General features: G+C 64.0%; 20 protein-coding genes and 2 pseudogenes. 14 read left to right on the top strand and 8 right to left on the bottom strand.

Features of this window, described 5'->3' with window-relative positions; translation table 11 throughout:
• Window positions 1–31 precede the first annotated feature (31 nt).
• On the bottom strand, window positions 32–1012 hold the full coding sequence (locus CUJ90_RS10340; RefSeq protein ID WP_167449653.1) for a cupin domain-containing protein: 981 nt from the start codon (window positions 1010–1012) through the stop codon (window positions 32–34).
• Between the two features lie 130 nt (window positions 1013–1142).
• On the opposite strand from CUJ90_RS10340, the gene CUJ90_RS10335 reads away from it, so the two are divergent.
• Together CUJ90_RS10335 and CUJ90_RS10330 are read left to right on the top strand one after the other, a co-directional pair.
• Entirely contained in the window at window positions 1143–1679 is a 537-nt protein-coding gene (locus CUJ90_RS10335) for a carboxymuconolactone decarboxylase family protein (protein WP_114162638.1), read from the top strand.
• 40 nt (window positions 1680–1719) lie between these two features.
• Window positions 1720–2093, top strand: a pseudogene (locus CUJ90_RS10330) (FAD-dependent oxidoreductase); the annotation flags it as partial.
• A 53-nt stretch (window positions 2094–2146) separates the two neighbouring features.
• Here CUJ90_RS10330 and CUJ90_RS10325 read toward each other — a convergent pair.
• Window positions 2147–3049, bottom strand: coding sequence for a LysR family transcriptional regulator (locus CUJ90_RS10325; RefSeq protein WP_073428008.1), 903 nt, complete (start codon window positions 3047–3049; stop codon window positions 2147–2149).
• A gap of 116 nt (window positions 3050–3165) precedes the next feature.
• On the opposite strand from CUJ90_RS10325, the gene CUJ90_RS10320 reads away from it, so the two are divergent.
• The 4 genes and pseudogenes from CUJ90_RS10320 (at window position 3166) to CUJ90_RS10305 (ending at window position 7195) form a co-directional block, all read left to right on the top strand.
• Window positions 3166–4359 (top strand): serine hydrolase domain-containing protein, encoded by a 1194-nt coding sequence (locus CUJ90_RS10320; RefSeq protein WP_114162637.1) that lies wholly within the window; start codon window positions 3166–3168, stop codon window positions 4357–4359.
• Window positions 4356–5528 carry an MFS transporter gene (locus CUJ90_RS10315; protein WP_114162636.1) on the top strand — a complete coding sequence of 391 codons (1173 nt, stop codon included), beginning with the start codon at window positions 4356–4358 and terminating at the stop codon, window positions 5526–5528. The genes CUJ90_RS10320 and CUJ90_RS10315 overlap by 4 nt, the downstream gene beginning before the upstream one ends.
• Before the next feature lie 6 nt (window positions 5529–5534).
• Window positions 5535–5646 (top strand): annotated as a pseudogene (locus CUJ90_RS33210) (LysR family transcriptional regulator); the annotation flags it as partial.
• 358 nt (window positions 5647–6004) lie between these two features.
• Window positions 6005–7195: a porin gene (locus CUJ90_RS10305; RefSeq protein WP_073428011.1), complete on the top strand. Its 1191-nt coding sequence runs from the start codon at window positions 6005–6007 to the stop codon at window positions 7193–7195.
• A gap of 68 nt (window positions 7196–7263) precedes the next feature.
• On the opposite strand, the gene CUJ90_RS10300 is transcribed toward CUJ90_RS10305, so the two are convergent.
• The 6 genes from CUJ90_RS10300 to CUJ90_RS10275 all read right to left on the bottom strand — a co-directional run bounded on the left by CUJ90_RS10300 (window position 7264) and on the right by CUJ90_RS10275 (window position 14336).
• A complete protein-coding gene (locus CUJ90_RS10300) occupies window positions 7264–9009 on the bottom strand; it encodes a dipeptide ABC transporter ATP-binding protein (protein WP_114162635.1) in 1746 nt (581 codons plus the stop codon).
• Window positions 9006–9812, bottom strand: coding sequence for an ABC transporter permease (locus CUJ90_RS10295; protein ID WP_244219902.1), 807 nt, complete (start codon window positions 9810–9812; stop codon window positions 9006–9008). Before CUJ90_RS10295 ends, CUJ90_RS10300 begins: the two co-directional genes overlap by 4 nt.
• A 74-nt stretch (window positions 9813–9886) precedes the next feature.
• Entirely contained in the window at window positions 9887–10927 is a 1041-nt protein-coding gene (locus CUJ90_RS10290) for an ABC transporter permease (RefSeq protein WP_084561370.1), read from the bottom strand.
• 38 nt (window positions 10928–10965) lie between these two features.
• Entirely contained in the window at window positions 10966–12615 is a 1650-nt protein-coding gene (locus CUJ90_RS10285) for an ABC transporter substrate-binding protein (RefSeq protein WP_084561371.1), read from the bottom strand.
• Window positions 12616–12677: 62 nt separating this feature from the next.
• Window positions 12678–13250, bottom strand: coding sequence for a GNAT family N-acetyltransferase (locus tag CUJ90_RS10280; protein WP_073428013.1), 573 nt, complete (start codon window positions 13248–13250; stop codon window positions 12678–12680).
• 21 nt (window positions 13251–13271) lie between these two features.
• Window positions 13272–14336: an LLM class flavin-dependent oxidoreductase gene (locus tag CUJ90_RS10275; protein WP_114162634.1), complete on the bottom strand. Its 1065-nt coding sequence runs from the start codon at window positions 14334–14336 to the stop codon at window positions 13272–13274.
• Window positions 14337–14651: 315 nt separating this feature from the next.
• On the opposite strand from CUJ90_RS10275, the gene CUJ90_RS10270 reads away from it, so the two are divergent.
• From CUJ90_RS10270 to CUJ90_RS10235, 8 genes are all read left to right on the top strand, one after another.
• The gene (locus tag CUJ90_RS10270; protein WP_244219901.1) at window positions 14652–15968 is read left to right on the top strand and encodes an NtaA/DmoA family FMN-dependent monooxygenase; all 1317 of its coding nucleotides are present in this window, start codon (window positions 14652–14654) and stop codon (window positions 15966–15968) included.
• 10 nt (window positions 15969–15978) lie between these two features.
• Complete coding sequence (locus CUJ90_RS10265) at window positions 15979–17007, top strand: succinylglutamate desuccinylase/aspartoacylase family protein (RefSeq protein ID WP_114162633.1); 1029 nt, start codon at window positions 15979–15981, stop codon at window positions 17005–17007.
• A 183-nt stretch (window positions 17008–17190) separates the two neighbouring features.
• Window positions 17191–17742 carry a GNAT family N-acetyltransferase gene (locus CUJ90_RS10260; protein ID WP_073428017.1) on the top strand — a complete coding sequence of 184 codons (552 nt, stop codon included), beginning with the start codon at window positions 17191–17193 and terminating at the stop codon, window positions 17740–17742.
• Window positions 17743–17773: 31 nt separating this feature from the next.
• The gene (locus CUJ90_RS10255) at window positions 17774–18715 is read left to right on the top strand and encodes an ABC transporter substrate-binding protein (protein ID WP_114163517.1); all 942 of its coding nucleotides are present in this window, start codon (window positions 17774–17776) and stop codon (window positions 18713–18715) included.
• A 76-nt stretch (window positions 18716–18791) separates the two neighbouring features.
• Window positions 18792–20111: an LLM class flavin-dependent oxidoreductase gene (locus CUJ90_RS10250; protein ID WP_114163516.1), complete on the top strand. Its 1320-nt coding sequence runs from the start codon at window positions 18792–18794 to the stop codon at window positions 20109–20111.
• 62 nt (window positions 20112–20173) lie between these two features.
• Entirely contained in the window at window positions 20174–21997 is a 1824-nt protein-coding gene (locus tag CUJ90_RS33595) for an amino acid ABC transporter permease/ATP-binding protein (RefSeq protein WP_114162632.1), read from the top strand.
• Between the two features lie 21 nt (window positions 21998–22018).
• Complete coding sequence (locus CUJ90_RS10240; RefSeq protein ID WP_114162631.1) at window positions 22019–22951, top strand: ABC transporter substrate-binding protein; 933 nt, start codon at window positions 22019–22021, stop codon at window positions 22949–22951.
• 10 nt (window positions 22952–22961) lie between these two features.
• On the top strand, window positions 22962–24620 hold the full coding sequence (locus CUJ90_RS10235; RefSeq protein ID WP_114162630.1) for an ABC transporter substrate-binding protein: 1659 nt from the start codon (window positions 22962–22964) through the stop codon (window positions 24618–24620).
• Window positions 24621–24809: the final 189 nt, after the last annotated feature.

Genomic DNA, 24809 nt, shown 5'->3' with positions numbered 1-24809 from the left:
AGGCGCCTTCGCCCATCGCAATGGCGGCTCCTCAAACGAAACCATCGTCGAATGCTCGGGTTTTCGAGGAACGGGCGCGCCACTTCGCTGGCGTCATGCCTACCTGCCGTTTGAACACCCGCTGAAACGCGGCTTCCGATTGATATCCCACCGCTTCGCCAATCTCGGCGACAGACATCCCCGTTTGCGCCAGTTTGCGCCCAGCCAGCGCCATGCGAATTTCGGTGAGCACGTCGCTCGCCGAGCGGTTGATGGCTTCTTCGAAGTGGCGTGCGAACGTGGCGCGCGACATGTGACAGAGTTCAGCCAGCTTCGGCAAAGTCCACGGCTTCCCGGGTTCGTCGAACATGGCGGCGAGAGCCGGTTGCAGGCGCTGACGCTGCGCAAGCGCAAGCAGGCCGCGCGGCGCTTGATCGGTATCGGAAGCGCAGCGCAGGGTCAGCGCAAACAGCGCGCCCGAAAGCTGATTCACGACCGTCGCGCTGCCCGGGCGTTGCTCGAACGCTTCCTCGCGCATCAATTCAATGAGTCGGGCAAGCCGCGTTGCTGCAAACGCGGCGTCGCGCGCCTGTCCGTCGCCCTCGCTCACGCTGCTCACCAGCAAACGTCCCGGCAGATGGTCGCGCATCAGTTGCTGCGGCACGGCCGGCAGCACGAAGCGCCCGCACAACACATCGGCGCCTCCGCGTGCGTTGCCGTTCGTGGCAATGGTCAATCCGTCCTTGTGCCGCTCGCGTGCCGCCCGGGGGGGCTTGCCGCTGCCGTCGTGCAAGCTGTGAGCGCTGCCGGAGGGAAACAGCACGATATCGCCGGCTTTCATGCGAAGCGCCGGTTCGCTGTTCTCTCCTGTGTCGCTTTCGACGACAGCCTCGCCGCGCAACAGCACGTGATAGGGGAATTCCCACTCGTTCGACTCGGGATGGTCGATGCGCCACGGCGAGCCGAAGTGGCACCGCACATCCAGCCGTCCGGTGACCGGCATCAGCGAGAGCAGTCGGTCCAGCAGTTCCATATGAGACGTTTGAGCATGAAGTTGCGGAAGTATGGCATTAAAGAACTCGCCGCAGATCCCTACACTGACTCCCATGCCATACGACATGGCTAAGCAGTTCAACCCTCAACCCTGAAGGAAGGAGTCGATCATGTCCCGTCTGACCACCATTCGCCCTGAAGAAGCAACCGGCGCGGCCGCTGAAGTGTTCGCGAAGATCAAGAAGGCCGTCGGCAAGGTACCCAATGCGTACGCGACCGTCGGCACGCACAGCCCCGAAGCGCTCGGCGCGGCGCTCGCGTTCGACGCAGCGGTGGCTGCCAGCACGCTTGGCAAGGCGGACATCGAAGTGATCAAGCTGGCCGTCAGCGAACACGTGGGCTGTGACTACTGTGTCGCCGCGCATACGTTGATGGGCAAGCTCGCCGGGCTGTCGGGCGATGACATGAAGCAGGTGCGTGCCGGCGTTGCAACGGGCGACGCGAAGCGGGACGCGCTGGTGACGTATGTGCGTACGCTGGTCGGTACGCGCGGCACGGTGCCCGAAGCAGTCATCGATGCGGTGCGCGCGGCGGGTTACACCGACCGCCAGATCATCGAAATCAACCTCGCCATCGCGTCGATTACGTTCACGAATCTCGTGAATCGCGTGAACGACACGACGCTCGACTTCCCGGCAGTCAACTAACCCGTAGTTCCCGCACACAGCCTCGACAGGAGAGATCGCTATGCGCACCATTCGTACGGACGTCGCCGTTATCGGCGCAGGCACGGCCGGGCTGTCGGCCTACCGCAGCGCCAAAGCCGAAGGCCGCACGGCCGTGATCATCGAAGGCGGTGAATACGGCACGACGTGTGCAAGAGTGGGGTGCATGCCGTCGAAGCTGCTGATCGCGGCGGCGGAAGCCGCGCATGCCGCGAGCCACGCCGACGCATTTGGCGTCCGCGTCGAGGGGTGCGGGTAGACGGCCAGGCGGCCATGGATCGCGTGCGCAGCGAGCGCGACCGCTTCGTCGGCTTCGTCGTGGACGGTGTCCACGCGTTGCCGGAAGCGGACCGGCTGATTGGCCACGTACGCTTCATCGACGACCGGCTGCTGCAAGCCGGCGCCTGGTTCTTTCGGGACGCTCAGACGTCGGACGCCTCGCGGGGCGACTACGGATACAGCCGGGCGGACGGAAATACCCGAGCACACAGGAAATCGACCAAGGCCCGGACTTTCGGAGAGGGATGCTTGCTGGCGGGCCAGAGCACGTGGAAGACGCCGGTGCGTTCCACGTGATCGACCAGAACGGTGCGCAACCGTCCATCCGCCAGCGGCTCCTTGATCGAGAATTCCGGCAGATAGGCGATCCCCAAGCCTTGTAGTGCAAAGCACACGCGCGTCTCGATGTTGTTGCAGATCATCGAGGTCGGCAATGGCAACTCGGGTTCGCCGGCAGCACGGCGCAACGCCCATGTTTCCAGCTTGCCGCTGTTGGGAAAGCGGTAGTGCAAGCAGGTGTGCTCCAGCAGATCCGCAGGCACTTTGGGCGTACCTCGCCGCGCCAGGTAGTCGGGCGAGGCGACCAGCATCGAACGAAAGGCGCCCAGCCTGCGCGCGGACAAGCGCGAGTCCGTCGGGTCGCCGGTTCTGACCACGGCGTCGAAACCTTCCTCGATCACATCGACCAGCCGGTCGGTGAAGTCCAGGTCCAGCTCGATGGCCGGGTACTCGCGCATGAACTCGCCGAGCACGGGCAGCACCAGCGAACTGACCAGGGGCAAGCTGACCCGCAAGCGACCGCGCGGCAAAGCCGTGGCCTGCGACAGCTCCAGTTCCGCCGCCTCGATTTCAGCAAGGATGCGGCGGCTGCGCTCCAAAAACAGCGTGCCCTCGGCTGTCAGCGTGACGCTGCGCGTGCTGCGGTGGAACAGGCGCACGCCGAGCTTTTCTTCCAGCCGCGCCACGCTCTTGCCGATGGCGGATGCCGATACGCCCAGCAGCCGACCGGCCGCGACAAAGCTGCGTGTCTCGGCGACCTGCACGAACACCACGAAGCCGTTCAGGCTGTCCACCTCGTACCTCCATTGCGGACAAATAGTTCCGGTAAGAAAGGAACTGTACTCCAGTTTTTCTTTAATCGAAGACCTTCTATCGTGACGGGAATGTTCATTGATGAAAGGAAGTCCCCGTGACGATTGCCGCATTTCCGCTGCGCACAGGCGTCCCGCCCGCGTCTCTGTCCACCCGGATTCAGGCCGCGGTTCAACAGGCACTGGACGGGCGGCGCCTGGTCGGTGCCGTGGTACTGGTAGCCCGCGACGGCGAACTGATTCACCGCCAGGCCGCCGGCTGGGCCGACCGCGAGAGCCGTCGGACGATGACCGTGGATGCGGTCTTCCGTCTGGCGTCGGTGAACAAGCCGATCGTCTCGACGGCGGCGCTGGTGCTGGTGGCGCAAGGTCGACTCAATCTGGATGACGGCATCGACCGCTGGTTGCCCGAGTTCCGGCCACGGCTGGCCGATGGCCGACCTGCGCGGATCACTACCCGGCAATTGCTCAGCCACACGGCGGGGCTGGACTACCGCTTCTTCGAGGCTGATGCGGACGGCCCTTATGCGCGGGCCGGCGTGTCGGATGGCATGGATGCGTCCGGTATCAGTCTGGGAGAGAACCTGCGCCGCATCGCCACCGTGCCGCTGCTGTACGAACCGGGCACGGCCTGGGGCTATTCGCTGGCAACCGACGTGCTGGGCGCCTTGATCGAGCAGGTGCATGGCGAGCCACTGGACGCAGCCGTGCGCCAGCTCGTGACCGGCCCGCTGGGCATGGCGGATACCGGCTTTGTCGCGCTGGATGCGCAGCGCGTGGCGACCGCCTATGTGAATGACACGCCTCAGCCGCACCCGCTGGCGGAAGGCGAAATCGTTTCGCCCTTCGAGGGGGCGGTCGGCATCCCCTACAGCCCTGCGCGCATCTTCGATCCGCAGGCATTTCCTTCGGGTGGCGCGGGCATGGCGGGAACAGCCGAAGACTTCCTGCGCCTGCTGGAAGCCTTGCGCCAGGGTTGCGGTGCGCTCCTGCCCAACGAATTGATCGCGGAGATGGCGCGCGATCAGACGGGCGGTCAGGAACTGCCCAATGCGCCGGGCTTCGGCTTCGGGCTGGGGTTCTCGGTCTTGCGCGACCAGGCGTTGGCAGCTTCGCCCGAGTCGGAAGGCACTTGGCGTTGGGGCGGTGCCTACGGCCATGCCTGGTTCGTGGATCGGGTGCGGGGACTCAGCGTCGTCGCCTTGACCAACACGTTGTACGAAGGCATGTCGGGTCGTTTCGTCACCGATCTGCGCGATGCGGTCTACGGTGCCTTGGAGGGTGCGCGATGACTTCGGCAACTCAGGACCGCATGCCTCTCGCATCGCTGCTGGCGCTTGCCATGGCGGCTTTCATCACCATCCTGACCGAAGCGCTGCCGGCCGGCTTGCTGCCCCAGATGGCGCGGGGACTGGCCGTCTCCGAGGCATGGGTCGGCCAGACCGTCACCATCTATGCCATCGGCTCCCTGGTGGCCGCGATTCCGCTGATCGCCGCCACACAAGGGATGCGTCGCCGGCCGTTGCTGCTGGCCGCCATTGCCGGCTTCGCCATCGCCAACACAGTGACGACGCTTTCCACCAGCTATGCGCTGACCATGGTGGCGCGCTTCCTGGCGGGCGTCTCGGCGGGTTTGTTGTGGGCGCTGCTGGCCGGCTATGCCGCGCGCATGGTGCCCGAGCACCAGCAAGGCCGCGCCATCGCGATCGCCATGGTGGGCACGCCGCTGGCGCTTTCGCTGGGCGTGCCTGCCGGCACCTTCCTTGGCGATCTGATGGGGTGGCGCATGTGCTTTGGCATCGTGAGCCTGCTGGCGCTGATGCTGATGGTCTGGGTGCGCCTGAAAGTACCGGACTTCGCGGGGCAGGCCGTGGGCAAACGCCTTTCGTTGCGGCATGTGTTCACCCTGCCGGGTATTCGCCCGGTGTTGTTCGTGGTGCTGGCCTTCGTCCTCGCACACAACATCCTCTACACCTACATCGCCCCGTTTCTGGTGATGGCCGGCATGGTGGACCGCACGGATCTGGTGCTGCTGGTTTTCGGCATCACATCGCTGCTGGGTGTCTGGATCATCGGCGTGCTGATCGACCAGTACCTGCGCGCACTGACGCTGGCGAGCACGGTCTTGTTCGGACTTTCGGCGTTGGTGCTGGGCATGGCAGGCACCGAGCCCATCGCCGTCTATGCGGCAGTGGGTGCCTGGGGACTGGCTTTCGGCGGCGCTGCGACCTTGTTTCAGACCGCACTTGCCAAGACGGCGGGCGATGCTGCTGATGTCGCGCAGTCCATGCTGGTCACTGCCTGGAACACGGCGATTGCCGGTGGGGGCATCGTTGGTGGCGTGCTGCTGGATCGTCTCGGTGTGGGGGCTTTCTCTCCTGCGCTGCTAATGTTGTTGCTGGCGACACTTCTGGTGGCGTGGTCTGCCAGACATCACGGCTTTCCCGTGTCGGTGGGATGAAATCGGATGGAACTGCGCGACCTTCGTTGCTTCCTTGTCGTGGCTGAAGAACTCCACTTCGCTCAGCTCCGCTGAACGGCTGCACATCGAGCAGTCGCCGCTGTCGCGAGCGATCAAGGCAGTGACGATTCGCACCCGGCGCGGGCTTCTGTGCGATGCGAAGATGGCCAGGGTGGCGCTTCGATGTTCTCGTCAAGCGTGCCGCCAGACGCCGAAAGACTGGTATTGGGTAAGACACCTTTTGCGAGTATGCGGGGAAATTCCGCCTTATACGCCACGTGTCGTCCGCTGCTCCGCACTCACATACAAGTCGAACTACCGCCGCCGAGGAAATGCATTTCCAGCCCTCGCCGAATTTCAAATGCGCGGAGCAATCCGTAGCAAACCCGATTTCGATGTTTCTACCCCGTCTTTCGTCAACCTAAAATTGGACCCCTTTCAATCGATGACGTTTAACACGACAACAAGGGGTAACGATGAAACGAGTCGCTCTCGCCAGCGCCGCAGGCCTGTTTGCAATTGCACCACTCGCCGCTCAGGCGCAAAGCTCGGTCACGTTGTACGGGCTCGTGGATGCGGGCATTACCTATACGAACAACCAGAAGGGCGCGAGCAACTTCCAGCAGACGAGCGGCAAGTTGAGCGGCAGCCGATGGGGTCTCAAAGGCAGCGAGGACCTGGGCGACGGATGGAAAGCCGTCTTCACCATCGAGGGCGGTTTCCGTCCCAACGACGGCACGCTGGGCCAGGGCGGTCGTGAGTTCGGACGGCAGGCATTTGTCGGCGTCCAGAAAACGGGCATCGGCACGCTGACGTTCGGACGCCAGTATGAACCGCTCGCTGATCTCGCGGCGCAATACGCGGGCTCCGGTTTCTGGTCGCCGTCGACACACGTCGGCGATAACGACAACCTGAACCAGACTTTCCGCGTCAATAACGCAGTCAAGTTCCGCAGCGACACGATTGCCGGATTCACGGTGGACGGCCTGTATGCGTTCAGCAACCAGGCGAACGGCGGCAGCGGAACAGGCTTCGGCAACAACCGCGCGTGGGGCATCTCGGCGAACTACGTGAACGGACCGTTGTCGATCGGCGGCGGCTACGTGGTGCTGAATCATCCGGATACGACGTCGAACACGAGTGGTGCGGTCGGCGGCGCATCGACCACCACCGGCGACGACTACAGCGGCGCGTTTTTCTACGGACTGAACGGCGGCGTGCTGCGCCAGCAGATCGCCGTGGCGGGCACCAACTACGCATTCGGCCGCGCAACGGTCGGTTTCGCATGGAGCCATACGCAGCTCGACTACAACGACGGCTCGTCGCGCAAGTTCAACAACTACGATCTGAATGCGCGCTACCTGTTCACGCCCGCGCTGACGCTGATCGGCGTCTACACCTATACGGACGGCCGCGCGACCAACCTGCCGGGAACCAATGGCGCGAATCTGAAGCCGCGCTGGCATCAGTTCACGCTGGGTGTCGACTATGCACTGTCGAAGCGCACCGACGTGTATCTGTCCGGCGTGTATCAGCTTGCGGTCGGCGACGCGTCGACGCGGGTCGGCTCGGGCTACCGCACGATCGCGGCGATTGCCGATGCCGGCACCGCCTCGTCGACGAACCGTCAGGTCGCGGTGTTGTCGGGCTTGCGCGTGAAGTTCTGACGGGAAGCCGCGACGGCATGACGCCAATGAGTCTGCCGTCGCGGTGTTCAAGAGAGAGATACGGCACGTTAGCGCTGCTCGTCACGCTCGCCTGATCCATAGCGGCGATAGCACGCATCGAATTCCGGCAACTCGGGCAACGCGTCCAGCAACGTGCGGGTATAAGGGTGCGCAGGCGCGGAGAACACCGTTGCGACGGGGCCGCTCTCCACGACCCGACCGCTCTTCATCACGATGATGCGGTCGGACACATGATGGACGACGGCCAGATCGTGCGAGATGAACAGCATCGAGGTTCCGTGCTCGGCCTGGAGTTCGGCGAGCAGATCGAGCACCTGCGCCTGGATCGAGACATCGAGCGCGCTGACGGGCTCGTCGGCGACGAGCAGCGCCGGATTCGGAGCGAACGCACGCGCGATCGCGACGCGTTGACGCTGTCCGCCAGACAGCTCGCGCGGGTAACGGTCGATGCAGGCGGCGCCGAGCTTCACCTCGTCGAGTGCCTGTAATACCCGCCGGCGCCGTTCGGCGCCGCGAACGTTGGCGGCATCGAGGCTCTCGGCGATGATCTGGCCGACCGTGTAGCGCGGATCGAACGAACTGTACGGGTCCTGCGCGATGAGCTGAAGACCGGGACGTCGGCTCCTGCGCCTCGCTTCCGGCACCGCGCTCCACGGCTCGCCGTCGAGCAGCACCCGGCCGATGTCGGGCGCCACCAGGCCGAGGACGATCTTCGCCACGGTCGTCTTGCCGGACCCCGATTCGCCGACGATGCCGAGCGTCTCGCCTTTCGCCAGCGTGAACGATACGTCATCCACCGCGAGCGGAGCGTCGGCACGCGAGCCGTACCGCTTCGAAACCGATTCGACCGACAGCACGTGCGAGCGCGCGTCGATGTGTTTTTCAGGCAACGGTATGCGGCTGAGTACGCGCGGCAAGGTGCCGTCGTCGCGCGCCGGCTCCGCCGCTGCGAGACGATAACCGCGCGATTCCACAGTGGGCACGGCTTGCAGCAACAGGCGCGTATAGGGATGATTGGGCGCGGCAAGCACCTCATGCGCGGGGCCTTCCTCCACCACGCGACCCGCTTTCATCACCAGCACGCGATCGGCCAACTGGCCGACGAGCGCCAGATCATGGCTGATCAGCAGCAGTGCGTCGCCCGCTGCACGGCGCTGATGCAGCAGTTCGAGAATCTGCTTTTGAACCGTCATGTCGAGCGCGGTCGTGGGCTCGTCCGCAATCAGCAGCGCCGGGCGTCCGGCGATGGCCGTGCCGATCAGCACGCGCTGGCGCAGTCCGCCGGAAAGCTGATGCGGATAGTGCGTCAAACGGCGCGCGGCGTCGGGAATACCCACCGATTGCAGGATCTCGATGCTGCGCGCGTCGATTTCACTGCGCCGCAGTTTGGTCTGCGCGCCGAGCGCTTCGGCGAGCAGGCTTCGAACCCGGCAAAGCGGGTCCAGCGAGATCAGCGCGTCCTGCAGCACATAGCCGATCTCGCGGCCGCGGATGCGGCGCCATTCGCGCTCGCTCAGGCGGCGCGCGTCGCGGCTCGCGATGTCGAAGCGCTCCGCGCTCAGTTCGGCGCGCGCGCCGTTCAGGCCGATCAGGGCACGCGCGGTAACGGACTTGCCCGAGCCCGATTCGCCGACCAGCGCGACGCATTCGCCGGCCCGTATCGTCAGATCGAGATGGGACACGACGGTTTTGACTTCGCTGCGCGTGCGAAATCCGATAGTGAGGTTCCTGACCCGCACGATGGGCGCATCGTGCGACGCCGCCGCGATGCCCGGCTCGAAAGCGGGTTTCATGAATACTCCCGTCCTTCGAAGCGGGCCTGCCAGTAGCGGCCGAGCGCGCTCACCGACATGACCGTCAGCGTGATGGCGATACCCGGCCATACGGCAATCCACCAGGCGTTGTAGAGATAGTTGCGGCCTTCGGCGAGCATCAAGCCCCATTCGGCCGTGGGCGGCTGCGGGCCCATGCCGAGAAAGCTCAGACCGGCCGTGCCGATGATCGCGCCGCCGAGTCCGGCGGTGGCGAGAATCGGCACCTGGGCGACGGCATGCGGGAGGACGTGGCGCCAGACCAGCACCGGGAATGTCAGGCCGAAGGTGCGCGCCTGTTCGACATAGCCGGACTCCATCACCACGAAGGTCTGGCTGCGTACGACACGCGCGAAGCGCGGAATCGACGCGACGCCGAGCGCGACGATGAGGTTGAACGTGCCGGGTCCGGTGAACGAAATGAGCATCAAGGCGAGCAGCAGGTCCGGGAACGACGAGACGACGTCGAGCAGGCGGGTGATCAGTTCGTCGAGCCAGCCGCGCGCGAGACCCGCGATCAGGCCCGCGACGGTGCCGAACAGCGCCGCAATGACGATGGCCGCGGCGCTGATGCTCAGCGAGTAACGCGCGCCGTGAATGACTCTCGAGAAAATGTCGCGTCCAAGCTGATCGGTGCCCAGCCAGTGTTCGCCGCTGCTGCCGAGTTGCGCGGCGAGCGGATCGGCCGCGAGCGGATCGGCGCGCGCGAGCCACGACGGCTCGAGCGTGGCGAGCGCGCACAACAGCAGATAGCTCGCGGCAAGCACGAGGGGCGAATGGCGCAACGCCCAGCTCGAGGCACGACTGATCGCGAGGGACGGAAGGTATGAAACGGATTCGGTCGACACGGCGGCTTTCCTCAATGGCGCGTGCGCCGCTCACGCAGGCGCGGGTCGATCAGCAGGTAGAGCAGATCGACGACCGTGCTCAGCACGACGTAGATCAGTGCGGAAAAAATGGCGATCGCGAGAATGACCGGCATATCCTTCGCGAGCACCGCATCCACGGTGATCTTGCCGAGGCCGGGACGGCCGAAGACCTGCTCGGTGATGACGGCGCCGCTCAGCAGCCCGCCGAAGAGCCAGCCGGCGAGCGTCACCGCGGGTAGCGCGGCATGGCGCAACGCGTGACGAAAGCGCAGTGCGCTGCCGCTCACGCCCCACGAGCGCACGGTCAGCGCGAAGGGTTCGTCGAGCGCCCGGGTGAGCCCATGACGCAGCACCTGGCCGACGACCGCTCCCTGCGCGAGACCGAGCGAAACGGCGGGCAAAACCAGCGACGCGAAGCCCCGGTCTCCGGCAACGGGAAAGAGCCGCAGCGTGAAGCTGAAGATGAACAGCAGCACGATGCCGAGCCAGAACGACGGCGTCGATGCCAGCACGAGTTCGATGCCCGACGCCAGCCGGCCGCCCCAGCGCCGGCCCGCCGTCAGCACGGCAAGCCCGACGGCGAAGACTATCGTCACGACGAGCGCGCAGCCGGTGAGCTTGAGCGTCGGCCATAGTTGGCTCGACACGAGCGCGGCGACGTCCGTGTTGAGGATGTACGAGCGGCCGAAATTCCCGTGCAGGACGCGCCACAGGTAGTGCAGATACTGAAGGTAAAGCGGTTCGTCGAGTCCCCATTCCTGACGGATCGCCGCTTCGATTGCCGGCGTGCTGACCTGTTCGCCGATCAGGAGACTGACGATGTCGCCGGGCGCCAGTTGTATGGCGGCGAACGACAGCGACACGGCTGCCCACAGCACCAGCAGTCCAGTCGCGATGCGCGTGAGCCCCGGCGAGCGCGGCAACGCCCGCAAGCCGCGCGCTACGCGGCGCAGCCCGTGTTTCGGCGCGGCGAGGGCGGGGTGCGACGTTCGCTCGGCGGCGAGCTCGGGCAGTATGCGTGGCGGATTCATGTCGGATTACCTGGCGTCGAGCGGCGCGGAGGTCGCGTTCAATGGCGCGTGAGCCAGATGTCGTACGGGTTCTCCGGCATCTGCGCGAACGGGCGAAAGCGGATGCCCTGCACGTAGGTTGCCGCCGCGATCTGGTCCTCGGGTTCGTAGAGCGGCACGGCGAGCGCCTGTTCCTTGATCGCGAACTGCTGCAGCTCGCCGTAGGCCTTCTTGCGTTCCGCGGTGTTTTGCGTGCCGGCGGCGGCTTGCAGCCACCGGCTCAGTTCGGGTGCCGGACTGCGGCTGTAGTTCAGCGCACCGCCGCGGTCGACAGGAAGATAGTGGCCTTCGATGTCGATGCCGTCCGGCGGCGTGTTGGAGTTCGCGATGGCGCCGAACTTGCCGCTCTTGCGGACGTCGGTGTAAGTGCCGTCGTCGACATAGTTGATCTTCAGGTCGACGCCCAGACGCTGGCGCGCCTGGGCCTGTAGCGCCTGCAACAGCACGTCGCGCTGATCGCGCACGGTGGCTTGCGCCTGGATCACGTCGATGGTCAGGCGCTGCGCATGCCTGGTCCTGAAGCCGGCGCTGTCGCGCGTGCTCCAGCCGGCCCCGTCCAGCAGCGAATTCGCGAGCGTCGGGTTGTTGCCGTAGGCCTGTTCGATCCGCCTGTCGTACAGCGGGTCGATCGGCGACACGATGCCCCACGCGCGGGTGCGCTGCCCGCGATAGATCGACTGGATAATGCCGCCGACATCGAGACCTTCGAGCAGCGCGCGACGCACCTTGGGGTCCTGCGTCGGACCATACGTCACGTTGAGAAACAGCGAATAGGGCGTGCCCGTGTTGAGTGCCTGCCGGTAGCTGAAATCCGGATTCTTGCGGATCAACCCGGCGTCGTTGCCCGACACGCCTTCGATCACGTCGACCTGTCCCGAAAGCAACGCGCCTGTGCGAACCGACGATTCGGGCAGGAAGCGATATACGACGCGATCCAGATACGCCGCGCCTTGATGGCCGGTATTCGCGGGAGCCCACCTGTAGTCGGGATTCTTGACGAACTCGATCTCCTGGCCCTTATCGTATTTGTGCAGGATGAAGGGACCTGTGCCCGCTATGCCGATGCCGCCGGCCTTGAGATTGGGGCGGTCGAACGAAGCGGGCGATAGCAGCGGCAAGCGAGCCGCGAACGTGAGGAACGGCGAGTACGGTTCCTTCAGTGTGATCTCGACCGTGCGGCTGTCCGGCGTGGTCACGGCCGCGACGTGCGAAATCAGCGTGGCGAGGCTGCTGCCTCCCGAGTAGGCCGGCTCGCGCGCATTCAGGAAATTGCGGGCGACAGCGGCGGCGTCGAATGTCGCGCCGTCGGAGAACTTCACGCCTTCGCGCAACGTAAAGGTATAGGTCTTGCCGTCCGCCGATACCTTGTATGCGGTTGCGAGCCACGGCACGAAACTGCCGTCCGCGTTGCGGGCAAGCAGGTTCTCGTATGCGTTGCGCAGCAGCAGTTCGACCTTGTCCTGTCCGTTGAGCTGCGGATTGAGCGTGCGAGGTTCGGTCTCCACGCCCCAATTGAGCGTGCCGCCGGCGACAGGCGCACTTTGCGCGCTCAATGCGTGCTGTGCCGCGAATGCAAACACAACCGCGAGGGCGGCTTGGCGCAGCGAAACGCGATGGTTGAATCCAGACGCCCGCCATGAGAGATTCATCGATTAATGCCTTCAGGAATGTTCAATCGTGGAGTGAGATCCGCGCCGCGCGGCGCACGGAATCAGGATGTGGTGAGCTCGTCGCGAGAGGGGCGTCTCGCCTCGGGCAGATCGCGATAAATATCCGCGATCAGAATCTTGCGTAGCCACACGAGCGGCGTACCCAGCGCGTTGATGGAGTGGCGAAAGGGCTCATAGCCGCGGCGCTCGTAGACGTTGCGCAGCCAGGGATGCCCGACCGCCGTCGCGAGATAGACGGCGGGCGCCTTGATCTGCGCGCGCAGGAACGCGGTTTCGACGTGATCCAGCAATGCGCTGCCCGCGCGCTGGCGCTTATAGCGTTCGGAAACGGCAAACCAGTGGATGAAGGGATACGGCGGCGCCTGCTCGTCCTGAGACAGCCAGGGAAATCGCACCGTCAGCGTGGCGACGATCTCTGTTTCCGCATGCGGCGAATGCGTGCGTTCGAGCACGAATGTCGATTCGCGCAGAACCTTTTCGCGGACCTGTTCGAACGGCGTGCGAGTAATCGTGAAGTGAATGCCCTGCTGCGCGAGCGGCGCATACGACTGTTGAAGCAGACGATAAAGTGCCGGTGCATCGTCGGCAGTGGCAACGCGGACTGTGTCTTTCATCGCTGAGTCGCTGGAATCGTTTCAGCCACGCGCCGCTTCGGCGGCGTGCGGCGTTTCGCCGTGCAGGGGCCCGCGCGCCAGCAAACGCACCGAGGCGAAACGTTGCGTGGCGTCCGTCACCGGGTTGTCGATGATGAATTCATCCACGCCATAGCGGTCTTGCAGTTCGCCGAGCGTGTCATGGACGGCGTCGGATGTGCCATGCACGATGTGCGTCTCGCGTTCGTCGATGCGATGGGCACCGCCGCCTGCCTGGCGAACGAACTCTTCGGCCTGGGCGATGCTGCCCACCGTTACCGGCTGTTGATCGCCGACTTGCACGCGAAAGCGCCGTGTGTCCGATGCGAGCCGCGCTGCTTCGTTAGCGCTTTGCGCTGCGATGACGGAGATGGCCAGCAATGGCTTGCGTCCGTTCGATGCCGCGCGATAGCGCCCGAAAGCGCGCTCGATCTCGTCCGGCGCGCCGTTGATGTGCGCCGCGTACACGAAGTCCCAGCCAAGCCGGGCCGCGAGCGCCGCGCTTTCGATGCTCGCTCCGAGCAGGAAAGGGCGCGCAGGCGACGGCGGCAGCGGCGTGGCTCGCAGAACGGAACCGAACTGCTCCTCGCCGTCCGCGGCACTGTGTTCAGGATTCCCGGCGGGGTGATCGACGAGATGGCCGTTCAGCTCGAATGCGAGCGCCGCGAAGTCCGGTTTGCGCGCGGGGTCGTGCGCGGATTGCAGCGCGCGCGTCGAGAGCGGCAACCCGCCGGGCGCCTTGCCGATGCCGAGATCGACGCGGCCGGGAGCGAGCGAGGCCAGCAGATTGAAATTCTCCGCGACCTTGTACGGACTGTAATGCTGCAGCATCACGCCGCCCGAACCGACACGTATGCGACTTGTGCGTGCAAGGATATGAGCGATCAGGATTTCAGGGGAAGGGCAGGCGAGTTGACTCGTGTTGTGATGCTCGGCCAGCCAATAGCGCCGGTATCCCCACGCCTCCGCATGGCGCGCGAGGTCGATCGTGCGCGTCAGTGCCTGGGTCGCTGTCTCGCCTCGTGCGATAGGGCTCTTGTCCAGCAGGCTCAAAGCGTAGGCGGTCATTGGAAGTTCTGGAAGTGCGACATGGGTCGGGCTCGCGCGGCCTGGTGAGCCGATCTGATTAGTATGGCGATGGTATTTCTCCGTGAACGGCACGGTCAAACAATCAAGAAGAATAAGCAAAGGCAAAAAGATTGGTTCAATGCGGCCACGCCGACCGATGTTTAGTGAAGCCAATATCGATACACTCGAAAGCCGCGCCTGATAACGCGGGTCACTCTCATCGGCTTTGGAAGACAATCGCATGCATGATCGAATGAACTCGCTTGTTCGCGGACAGTGCGAAACAATGAGCGGCGCAGGCAACGGGACGATGCCTTGTCACGCAGTGAGGTGCGGCTGATGTGCGCTGCGAAACGGAGAAAACTGAAGACGCTCGTCGGCGCGGGCAGCGTGTTGTTCGCGAACGAAGACGCCGAGCGGCGGCGCGGCGCGAAACGTGCGGCCGATCTGGCTCGCAAGGCAGAGGCCGCGAAGATCACGGGCCTCTTCACCGCCGATCTTCTCCAGGCCGATGCCGAAGGATTATCGGGTGGAACGGGCAGCCAGGAGCCGATCGTGGCGCTGGCGGGTTTGAGTCAGGTGACCTCGGACATCGGGCTGGTCGCGACCGTCTCGACCACGTACCATCATCCCTACAACATCGCGCGCATGATCGGTACATTGGATCATCTGAGTGGCGGGCGTGCCGCGTGGAATGCGGTGACGTCTTCTGTCGGCGAAGAGAACTTCGGCGATTCCGGATTACCCGATCCCGCAAGGCGTTATGCGCGCGCCACCGAATTCATCGAGGTCGTGAACGCGCTGTTCGATGCCAACGATACGACGGCGGCGCGGCGCACCGCGAGCGGCGCGGTTGCCGTCGATCCTCGCAAGCTAAAGCGTATCGACTATCGCGGCCAGCATTTCCAGGTGCAAGGGCCGCTCAATGTTCCGCCACCGCCGCAGCGCCGTCCTGTGCTGTTTCAGGCCGGCCAGTCGAAGCAGGGCGTCACGCTCGGCGCGCGTTATGCCGAGGTCGTCTATACATCGCAACCCACGCTGACCGACGCGGAGGCGTTCGTCACCGCATTGCGTCGCGAGGCAATCGAACTGGGACGCGTGGACGGCGGACCGTTGATCATGAACTCGTTTCACTCGGTGATCGGTGAATCGGATGCGGACGTCGCACGGCGCTTGCGCGAGAAGCATGAGCGCATCGACTTCCACCAGGGGCGCCTGAAACTCTCCGACATGCTCGGAGGTGGACTCGATCTGAGCGATTTTCCTCTCGATCGGCCGCTGCCGGCCGAGGTACTTCCAGATGTGGGGAACGTCAATCGCCGGCGCGGCCGCGTGGAGATCTTCCGCCGATATGCGCTGCAAGGCATGACGCTGCGAGAACTGATCATAGAGGCACAGGAAACGGGACACTGGTTCGTGGCCGGCACACCGGAGCGCCTCGCGGATGCCATAGAGGAACGTTACCGCGCCGGCCTCGTGGACGTCGTTTCGCTGCACGGACTCGGGCAACCGGACCAGGAAGATCTGCTTCTGAACGGCCTGTTGCCGGAACTGCGCAAGCGCGATCTGCTCGACGCGGATTACCCAGGTGGCGACTTTCGCTCCAACCTCGAGTTGCCCGCACTGCCATAGGAGGTTTCATATGCACCTGAATCCGATCGTCAGCGAAATCGATTTCGACGTGCCGGGCCGGCACACCGGTTATCTCCGTCTTCCGCACTCGGTGCATCGTTCCGCATACGGCTGGCTGCCCATACCGGTTGTTTCGATCCGAAATGGAAGCGGGCCTGTCGTGCTCGTGATGGCCGGCAATCATGGCGACGAATTCGAAGGGCAGATTCTCGCCGCGCAACTCACGCGCGAGATCGATCCCGCGCATGTAACAGGTCAAATCATCGTGTTGCCGGCCGCCAATGCGCCCGCGGTGGAACAGGGTCTACGGACCTCCCCGATCGACGACGGCAACCTCAACCGCGCGTTTCCCGGCGACCCGCGAGGCTCTCCCACGCAAATCATCGCGCATTACATCGAGCACGAACTGCTGGCGCGCGCCGACTATCTGATCGATCTCCATTCGGGCGGAAGTTCACTGCTCTATCACGGCGGCAACCTGCTCGCGATCGAGCCGCGCGACGAAGCCGAGAAAGCGCGGCTGATCGATTTACTGAATGCATTCGGCTTGCCGAACGCATTCATTCATCGCGAGAATTCGGTGCATGCGGCGGCAGCGGCGCGCCGTCGAGGCGCGGTATCGATCACGACCGAACTGGGCGGTGCGGGAACGGTCGACCCCACGCTGATTCGCGAGGCGCGCCAGGGGCTGCTGCATTTCCTCGGCCATGTCGGTCTGCTGCATGGACCGCTCGTGCCGGAATCGCCGCCGGCGAGTACGCGTTTCAGACGCGTCGCCGGTGCGCGGCACTACGTTTATGCCTACGACAGCGGCGTTTACGAGCCGCTTGTCGAACTCGGCGAACGAGTGAGTCATGGGCAACCCGCTGCGCGAATCCATTTCCCCGATACGCCATGGCGCGAGCCTGTGATTCGCCATTTCGACAGCGACGGAGAAGTGGTCTGCAAACGCGTGCCCGCGCTGGTCCGAAGAGGCGATTGTCTGTTTCATCTTGCCGAGGACGACGCGTCGTTCTCCGCGGCGCCCGCGCGGCGATGATGTTCTATTGACGGATACGATGCGCCGGTAACGGAAAGCGCTGCGCGGGCAATCGAACGGACATCAAAAAACATTCGCCGCAGCGGCACCATATTCATATACCAATTGCTTGTTTAGCCGTCGAACGACGGCGCGCTATCGTGTGAGCTCCCGAAGACAAGCCGGCACGTCCGGTCGATCGTCATGAGCCTTAGCGTTGTCGATACCACTCCGCTCGATCCGCTCGCCGCGCCTTTGCTGAGCGCTTTACAGCGCGAGTACGCCACGCGCTACGCGTCGTTTCACAAGGATAACGGCGAGTCGGCCGCGCAGGAAATCGCGCGTTATCCGGCCGAGGCGTTTGCGCCGCCGGAGGGCGCATTCATTCTGCTGCTGCGGGACGGCGCGGCGATCGGTGGTGGCGCGTTCAAGCGCTACGACGCGCGCACCGCGGAACTCAAGCGTGTCTGGACGCGCGACGATGTGCGCCGCCAGGGTCTCGCGCGCCGCGTCGTGCAAGAACTCGAACAGCGTGCGCTCGCTCAGGGTTACACCCGCGTTTATCTGACCACCGGCTTCCGGCAGCCCGAAGCGTGGGCGTTGTACACGAATACCGGCTATGCCAGCCTGTTCGACACGTCCTTGCCGCCTGAGGTGCATGTTCATCTGCGCTACGGCAAGGATCTGCTCGCTCCGGGCCGCATCGATACCCTCGACGATCTTCGCGCGAAAGAAGTCCACCTCGCGACCCGATAAACCGACCTGCTTTCCCATAGAGAAAATGACGATGAGATTGCGCGCGCATCTTGCAACGCTTCTATTGGCGAGCATGGCCGGCATGACGGCCGGCATCGCTCCAGCCCTCGCCGCCGCGCCGGGCTTCGATCTGAGCCCGGCGCAACAGAACCGGATTCGCGGCACGCGAGACCCGGCCGCCATCAAGGCCATACCTTCGAACTTCGGTTTCGTCGCGAAGAATGCGTTGACGGTGGGCATCGTCGTTGGTCATCCGCCGATCAGCACCTACGCGAGCGACGCGAGGACGGTAGTCGGATTCGACCCGGACCTCGCGCAACTGATTGCGGACAGTCTCGGCAAGCATCTCGACGTCGTGATTCTCTCGTGGCCGGACTGGCCGCTGGCCCTTGTATCGGGCAAGGTCGACGTGGTGATTTCCAATGTCACGGTAACGGAAGAGCGCAAGGCGAAGTTCGACTTCTCGACCTACCGGCAGGATCAAATCGGCTTCTATCTGAAAACCGACAGTCCGATCAGGCAAATCGCGGAGCCGAAGGACGTTGCCGGTCTGCGGATCATCACCGACGCCGGGACCAACCAGGAAAAGATTCTGCTGGAGTGGGACCGGCAGAACGTCGCGCACGGACTCAAGCCGGTTTCCGTGCAGTACTACGACGACGATGCGGTGAAGTCCGTCGCGTTGCAGTCGGGACGGGCGGACGCGATTTTCAGCGTCAACGCGGTGCTTGCCTACGACGCGGCGAGGCAAGGCAAGACGCGCCAGGTCGGCACGTTGAGCGGCGGCTGGCCGCGCACGGCGGAGGTCGCGGTGACGTCCCGCAAGGGCAGCGGTCTTGCCGATCCGCTCACCATCGCGCTGAACGATCTCATCCAGAACGGACAGTATCGTTCGGTGCTCGCGCGCTGGCATCTCGAGTCCGAGGCAATCGGGAAGGCGGCGACCAATCCGCCGGGTTTGCCGAAGTCGTGACGCGCGGGGCGATCCTCTTGCGAGCGCGAACGCATCACCCGCTTCGATCTTTTTCTTCTGTGTGGCGAACGACATCATGAGCAAGCACATCCCATTCGGCATCATGCTGCAAGGCGCCGGCAGCCACATGAACGCGTGGAAGCATCCCGCCGGTCCCGCGGATGCCAGCGTCAATCTGGATTTCATGATCGGGACGGCGCAAAAAGCGGAAGCCCACGGCATTGCGTTCGCATTCGTCGCGGACGGTCTCTACATCAACGAGAAATCGATCCCGCACTTCCTGAACCGCTTCGAGCCTCTTTCGATCCTGTCGGCACTCGCCACGGTCACGTCGAAGATCGGTCTCGCGGGTACGGTTTCAACGTCGTATAGCGATCCGTTCACGGTCGCACGGCAGTTCGCCTCGCTCGATCTGATCAGCGGCGGCCGCGCCGGCTGGAACGTCGTCACGACGCCGCTCGAAGGCACCGCCAGGAACTACGGCGGATCGCATCCGGAACACGCGTTGCGCTATGAAATCGCGGACGAATACCTGAGCGTGACACAAGGGCTGTGGGACAGTTGGGATGACGATGCATTCGTGCGTGACCGCGAGCGCGGCGTGTTTTTCGATCGCGACAAGTTGCACGCGCTGAATCATGAGGGAAAATTTTTTCAGGTAGCGGGGCCGCTCAATATCCAGCGTTCACCGCAAGGGCAGCCGGTGATCTTCCAGGCCGGCTCGTCGGATGCGGGCATCGCCTTGGCGGGCAAGTATGCCGATGCGGTGTTCACGCATTCGGTCTCGGTCGAGGAGACGCGGCTCTTCGCGCAGCGCGTCAAGGACAGCGCCGCGGCGCAGGGGCGCAGCCGCGACCACGTGAAGATCTTCCCCGGCATCGGTCCGATCGTCGGCGCGACGCATGAAGAAGCCGAAGCGAAGTACCGGGCGATTCGCGATCTGCTCAATATCGATGAAGCGCTCGCCTATCTGGGCCGCTTCTTCGACCATCACGACTTTGCGCAGTACCCGCTCGATGCCCCGTTCCCCGAACTCGGCGATATCGGCAGAAACAGCTTCCGCTCGACGACCGACCGCATCAAGGCCAATGCGCGCAACCAGGGACAAACCTTGCGCGAAGTCGCGCTCGAAGTGGCGACGCCGAAGACGCATTTCCTGGGAACGGCCGAACACGTGGCCGATGAGCTCATTCGCTGGATAGAAGCGGACGCCGCCGACGGATTCATTCTCGGCTTCGCGGTGCAGGCGCAGGGCCTCGACGATTTCGTCCGTTACGTGATACCCGAACTGCAGCGGCGCGGCCGTTACGAGACGACGCTCGCGGGCGCGACGCTGCGCGACCATCTTGGCTTGCCGCGCAAGGAAAGCCGCTACACGCTGACCGAGACTGTATAAACGGACACGAGCGCGCACCAGACGGGCACCAAACGGGCACCAGAACGAACACGGTACGAACGATGAACGAAGCCGCTAAAGTCGCCGTACAGGCGCCGGGTTCCGTGCAAGGAGAATTGCAACGGGACCGCAACCGATATCACGTCGTGCCCGCGAAGCATCGCGCGCGCACTGCCGGCGCGGCCGTCGCGGCGATCCTGATCGCGCTCGTGCTCGACTCCGTGCTGGGTAATCCGCGCTGGGGCTGGGGCGTTTTTGCCGAATGGTTTCTGTCGGAACCGGTGCTCTCGGGACTTGGGCGAACACTGCTGCTCACGGCGCTGGGTGCGTCGATCGGCTTCGCGCTCGGCATGCTCATCGCGCTGGCAAGAGTCTCGCGTTCTCCGCTTCTGGCAGGCAGCGCGTGGGTCTTCGTGTGGTTGTTCCGCTCGATTCCGCTCATCGTGCTGCTGCTTATTCTGAACAACCTCGGCTATCTGTACGAGACCATCAGCATCGGCATTCCCTTTACCGGCATCGCGTTCGCGCACTGGCCGACCATCGAGGTCATCAGTCCTTTCTGCGCGGCCGTTCTCGGCCTGACGCTCAATCACGCCGCTTTTTCGGCGGAAGTGATTCGCGGCGGGATTCTGTCCGTCGATCAGGGGCAGCTAGAAGCGGCTGCGGCGCTGGGGTTGCCGCGGCTTCGCCAGGCGAGACGCATCGTGCTGCCGCAGGCCATGCGGGCCATCGTACCGACCGCGTTCAACGATCTCATCTCACTGACGAAGGGTTCGGCAATGGTCTATGTGCTCGCCATGCCCGAACTGTTTTACACGGTGCAGATCATCTATCGGCGCAATCTCGAAGTCATCCCGCTGCTGATGGTGGCGACCGTGTGGTATCTGATCATCCTCACGGTGCTCTCGGCGATTCAGGTGTATGTCGAACGCTATTTCTCGCGCGGGGCCACGCGCGGCACAACGTCGTCCCCCCTCGACGATCTAATCAAGGCGCTTGCAGGGTTTGTTTTGCGTCGGCGGCCGCGCCGGCACGGAACCGCGTTGTCCGGCGAGTCGCGGCCTGCCGTCGCGCCGATTGATTCGAAGATCGCCGGCGATGCGAATCAGTGGATCGATCAGCGCGCAGGCGGCGAGGTCGTCATCCACAACGTCTCCAAGAGCTTCGGCACACTGAAAGTGCTCGACAACGTTTCGCTCACCATGCGTCCCGGCAGCGTGACGGTGATCCTCGGTCAATCGGGCTCCGGCAAGTCGACGTTGCTGCGCACGATCAATCATCTCGAACGCGTCGACGACGGCTTCATCGATATCGACGGCGAACTGATCGGATATCGCCGTGAAGGCATGACGCTCCACGAACTGAAGGAGAGGGACGTGCTGCGGCGTCGCGGGGACGTCGGCATGGTTTTTCAGAACTTCAATCTCTTCCCGCATCTGAGCGTGCTGGACAACCTCGTCGAGGCGCCTGTCGCGCTTGGCCGCCTGCCGCGCAAGGAAGCGGAGCGGCTCGCCCAGGGTTTGCTCGCGCGCGTCGGGCTGGCGGATAAGGCGCACGCGTGGCCGCGGCAATTGTCGGGCGGCCAGCAGCAACGGGTCGCGATTGCTCGCGCATTGGCGTTGAGGCCAAAGGTGCTGCTGTTCGACGAGCCGACATCCGCTCTCGATCCCGAACTGGTGAACGAAGTGCTCGACGTCATCGAGGAGCTGGCGCGCTCCGGGACCACGATGGTGATCGTCACGCATGAGATCGGCTTTGCGCGGGAGGTGGCCGACACCATCGTGTTCATGGATCGCGGCCGGGTAATCGAAGTCGGTCCGCCGGCGAGCGTGCTGAACGAACCGCAACATTCCCGCACGCGCGAATTTTTGTCGCGTGTGCTCTGACCACTCCTTCTTCGCGACACGATGATCAACAGGCGAACATTCGTTATGACGGGCATCGCGGCGGGGTTGGCGACGATCGGCGGCGCTCATGCCGCGCCGACCGGCATCGACCTCAGTCCGCAACAACCGGGACGTCTACGTACAGGCAAAAACGAGCAGGCGATCGCGGCGCTCGCGAATCGCTACCGGTTTGTGAGGGAAGGGTTCTTTACAGTCGCCATCTCGCCGCACGGCCCGCCCACCGCGACCTATGCGACGGATGCGCGAACCGTCGTCGGGTCGGATGCGGACTACGCGCAACTGATCGCCGACGCGCTGGGGCTCAGGCTCGACATCGTGCCGATTGCATGGGTCGACTGGCCATTGGGTTTGACGTCGGGGAAATACGACGCGGTCATCTCGAACGTCGGCGTCACGGAACAACGCAAGGAGAAGTTCGACTTCACCACCTACCGTCAGGGCTTGCATGGTTTCTACGTGCGAACCGCCAGCCCGATACGCGGCATCGCGGAGCCGAAAGACATCGCGGGCCTGCGCGTGATCACCGGCTCGGGGACGATTCAGGAAAAGATCATCCTCGAATGGAACCGGCAGAACGTCGCGAAAGGTCTCAAGCCCGTCGAGCTTCAGTATTTCGACGACGACGCGGCGAGCCGCGTTGCGCTGCTTTCCGGTCGAGCGGACGTCGAGTTCAATCCCAATGCGCCGCTTGCGTACGACGCCGCGCGAAGCGGCGCGATTCGCCAGGTGGGAACCGTGAATGCGGGCTGGCCCGCGAGAGCGGACGTTGCGATTGCAACACGCAAGGGCAGCGGACTCGTCGACGGGCTGACACTCGCGACCAACGGTGTGATCGCCAACGGTACTTACGCGCGCTCGCTCGCGCGCTGGGGGATTCAGGCCGAGGCGCTGAACCGTTCCGAGAGCAACCCGCCGGGCCTGCCAAAATTCTGACTCAACGCCAATGACCTTCCGTTCCATTCTTTCCGGCGCGCCGCTGCGGCGCGCCATGTTGCGTGTCTCGCGTCTCGGCGTCCCAGTGGTGCTGATCGGCGCGCTGCTGATGAACGGCGCGCCCGTCCACGCGGCGCCGACAGGCACGCTCGTGTTCTGCTCCGAAGGCAGCCCCGCCGGGTTCGATCCGGGCCAGCATACGACCAGCACCGATTTCGACGCGAGCACCAATACGGTCTATAACGAACTGGTGCAGTTCCGGCGCGGCACGCTCGATCTCGAACCCGCCCTGGCGACGAGTTGGGACATTTCCGCGGATCAGCGCACGTACACGTTTCATCTGCGCGGCGGCGTGAAGTTCCATACGACCGCATGGTTTCGCCCGACCCGCGACTTCAACGCCGACGACGTGCTGTTTACGTTCAACCGCATGCTGCATGCCGATGATCCGTTCCGCAAGGCCTACCCGGCCAGTTTTCCGTATTTCAGCGATCTGGGTTTCGACAGGAACATCGAGAGCATCGAGAAGGTCGATGCTCTCACGGTGCGCTTCCGGCTCAAGGAGCCGGATGTGATCTTCGTGCGCAATCTTGCGATGAGCTTCGCGTCGATTCTGTCAGCCGAATATGCGGAGAAGCTGGGCGCGGCGCATCGCGAGGCGGACATCAATCAATTGCCGGTGGGAACGGGGCCCTTCGTGTTCCGCTCGTACCAGAAGGACGCGCTGATCCGCTACGACGCCAATCCCGGCTACTGGCGTCCGGACGACGTCAAGCTCGCGCATCTGATCTTTGCGATCACGCCTGATCCGGCGGTACGTATCCAGAAGCTCGCGAGCGGCGAATGCCAGGTGTCGGTATTTCCACGTCCCGCCGATCTCGAGGTTCTGAAGCGAAACGCCGCGCTTACCGCCGTTTCGGGCGTCGGCTTCAATGTGGGCTTCGTCGCCTATAACACGCAACATGCGCCGCTCAACCGTGTGGAAGTGCGCCGCGCACTCGATATGGCCATCGACAAACCCGCGATCATTCAGTCGGTCTTTTCGGGCAATGCGACCATTGCGTCGAATCCGATGCCGCCTGCCCAATGGTCGTACAACAAGCAGTTGAAGGACGCGCCGTACGATCCCGCAAAAGCCAAGGCGCTGCTTGCGCAGGCGGGCTTTCCCAACGGTTTCGAGATTTCGCTGTGGGCGATGCCGGTGCAGCGTCCGTACAATCCCAATGCGCAATTGATGGCGCAACTGATCCAGCAGGACTGGGCGAAGATCGGCGTGCGCGCGAAGATCGTGAGTTACGAGTGGGGCGAATATAACCGCCGCGCGAAGCAGGGCGGCGAACACGACGCGATGCTGTACGGCTGGTCGGGCGACAACGGCGACCCCGACAACTGGCTTGGCACCTTGCTCGGGTGCGATGCGGTACACGGCAGCAACGTGTCGAAATGGTGCGATCCGGCGTTCAACGCGTTGATCGACAAGGCGCGCGCGGCGGCGCACGTCGACGAGCGGACGGCGCTCTATCAGCAGGCGCAGGTCATCTTCAAGCAGCAGGTGCCGTATACGCCGATCGCGCATTCCATCGTCTCTCTGCCGGTGTCGAAACGTGTCAAGGGGCTCGCGTTTTCGCCGCTCGGCAGTCATCGCTTCGAAGGCGTGTCGTTGGAGTGAGGGTCGATATGTCGGCATGCCCGATCCGCGATCCGAACAGTGATTCGACATGGGCCGGCCCCGTTTGGCTTCCTGCCGGTGTATCTGTTCGGGCGGCGGCAGCGGGATGACAGCAAGGTCTGGACGTCGGCGCGGTTCATCACGTTCGAGCCTTCCTGCGATACCGGGCAGCAGGTCTTAACCTTCGCG

It is taken from the genome of Paraburkholderia terricola (assembly GCF_003330825.1).
GTDB lineage: Bacteria > Pseudomonadota > Gammaproteobacteria > Burkholderiales > Burkholderiaceae > Paraburkholderia > Paraburkholderia terricola.
The sequence above is the reverse complement of the archived record's forward strand: the minus strand, read 5'-3'. Positions and strand labels throughout refer to the sequence as shown.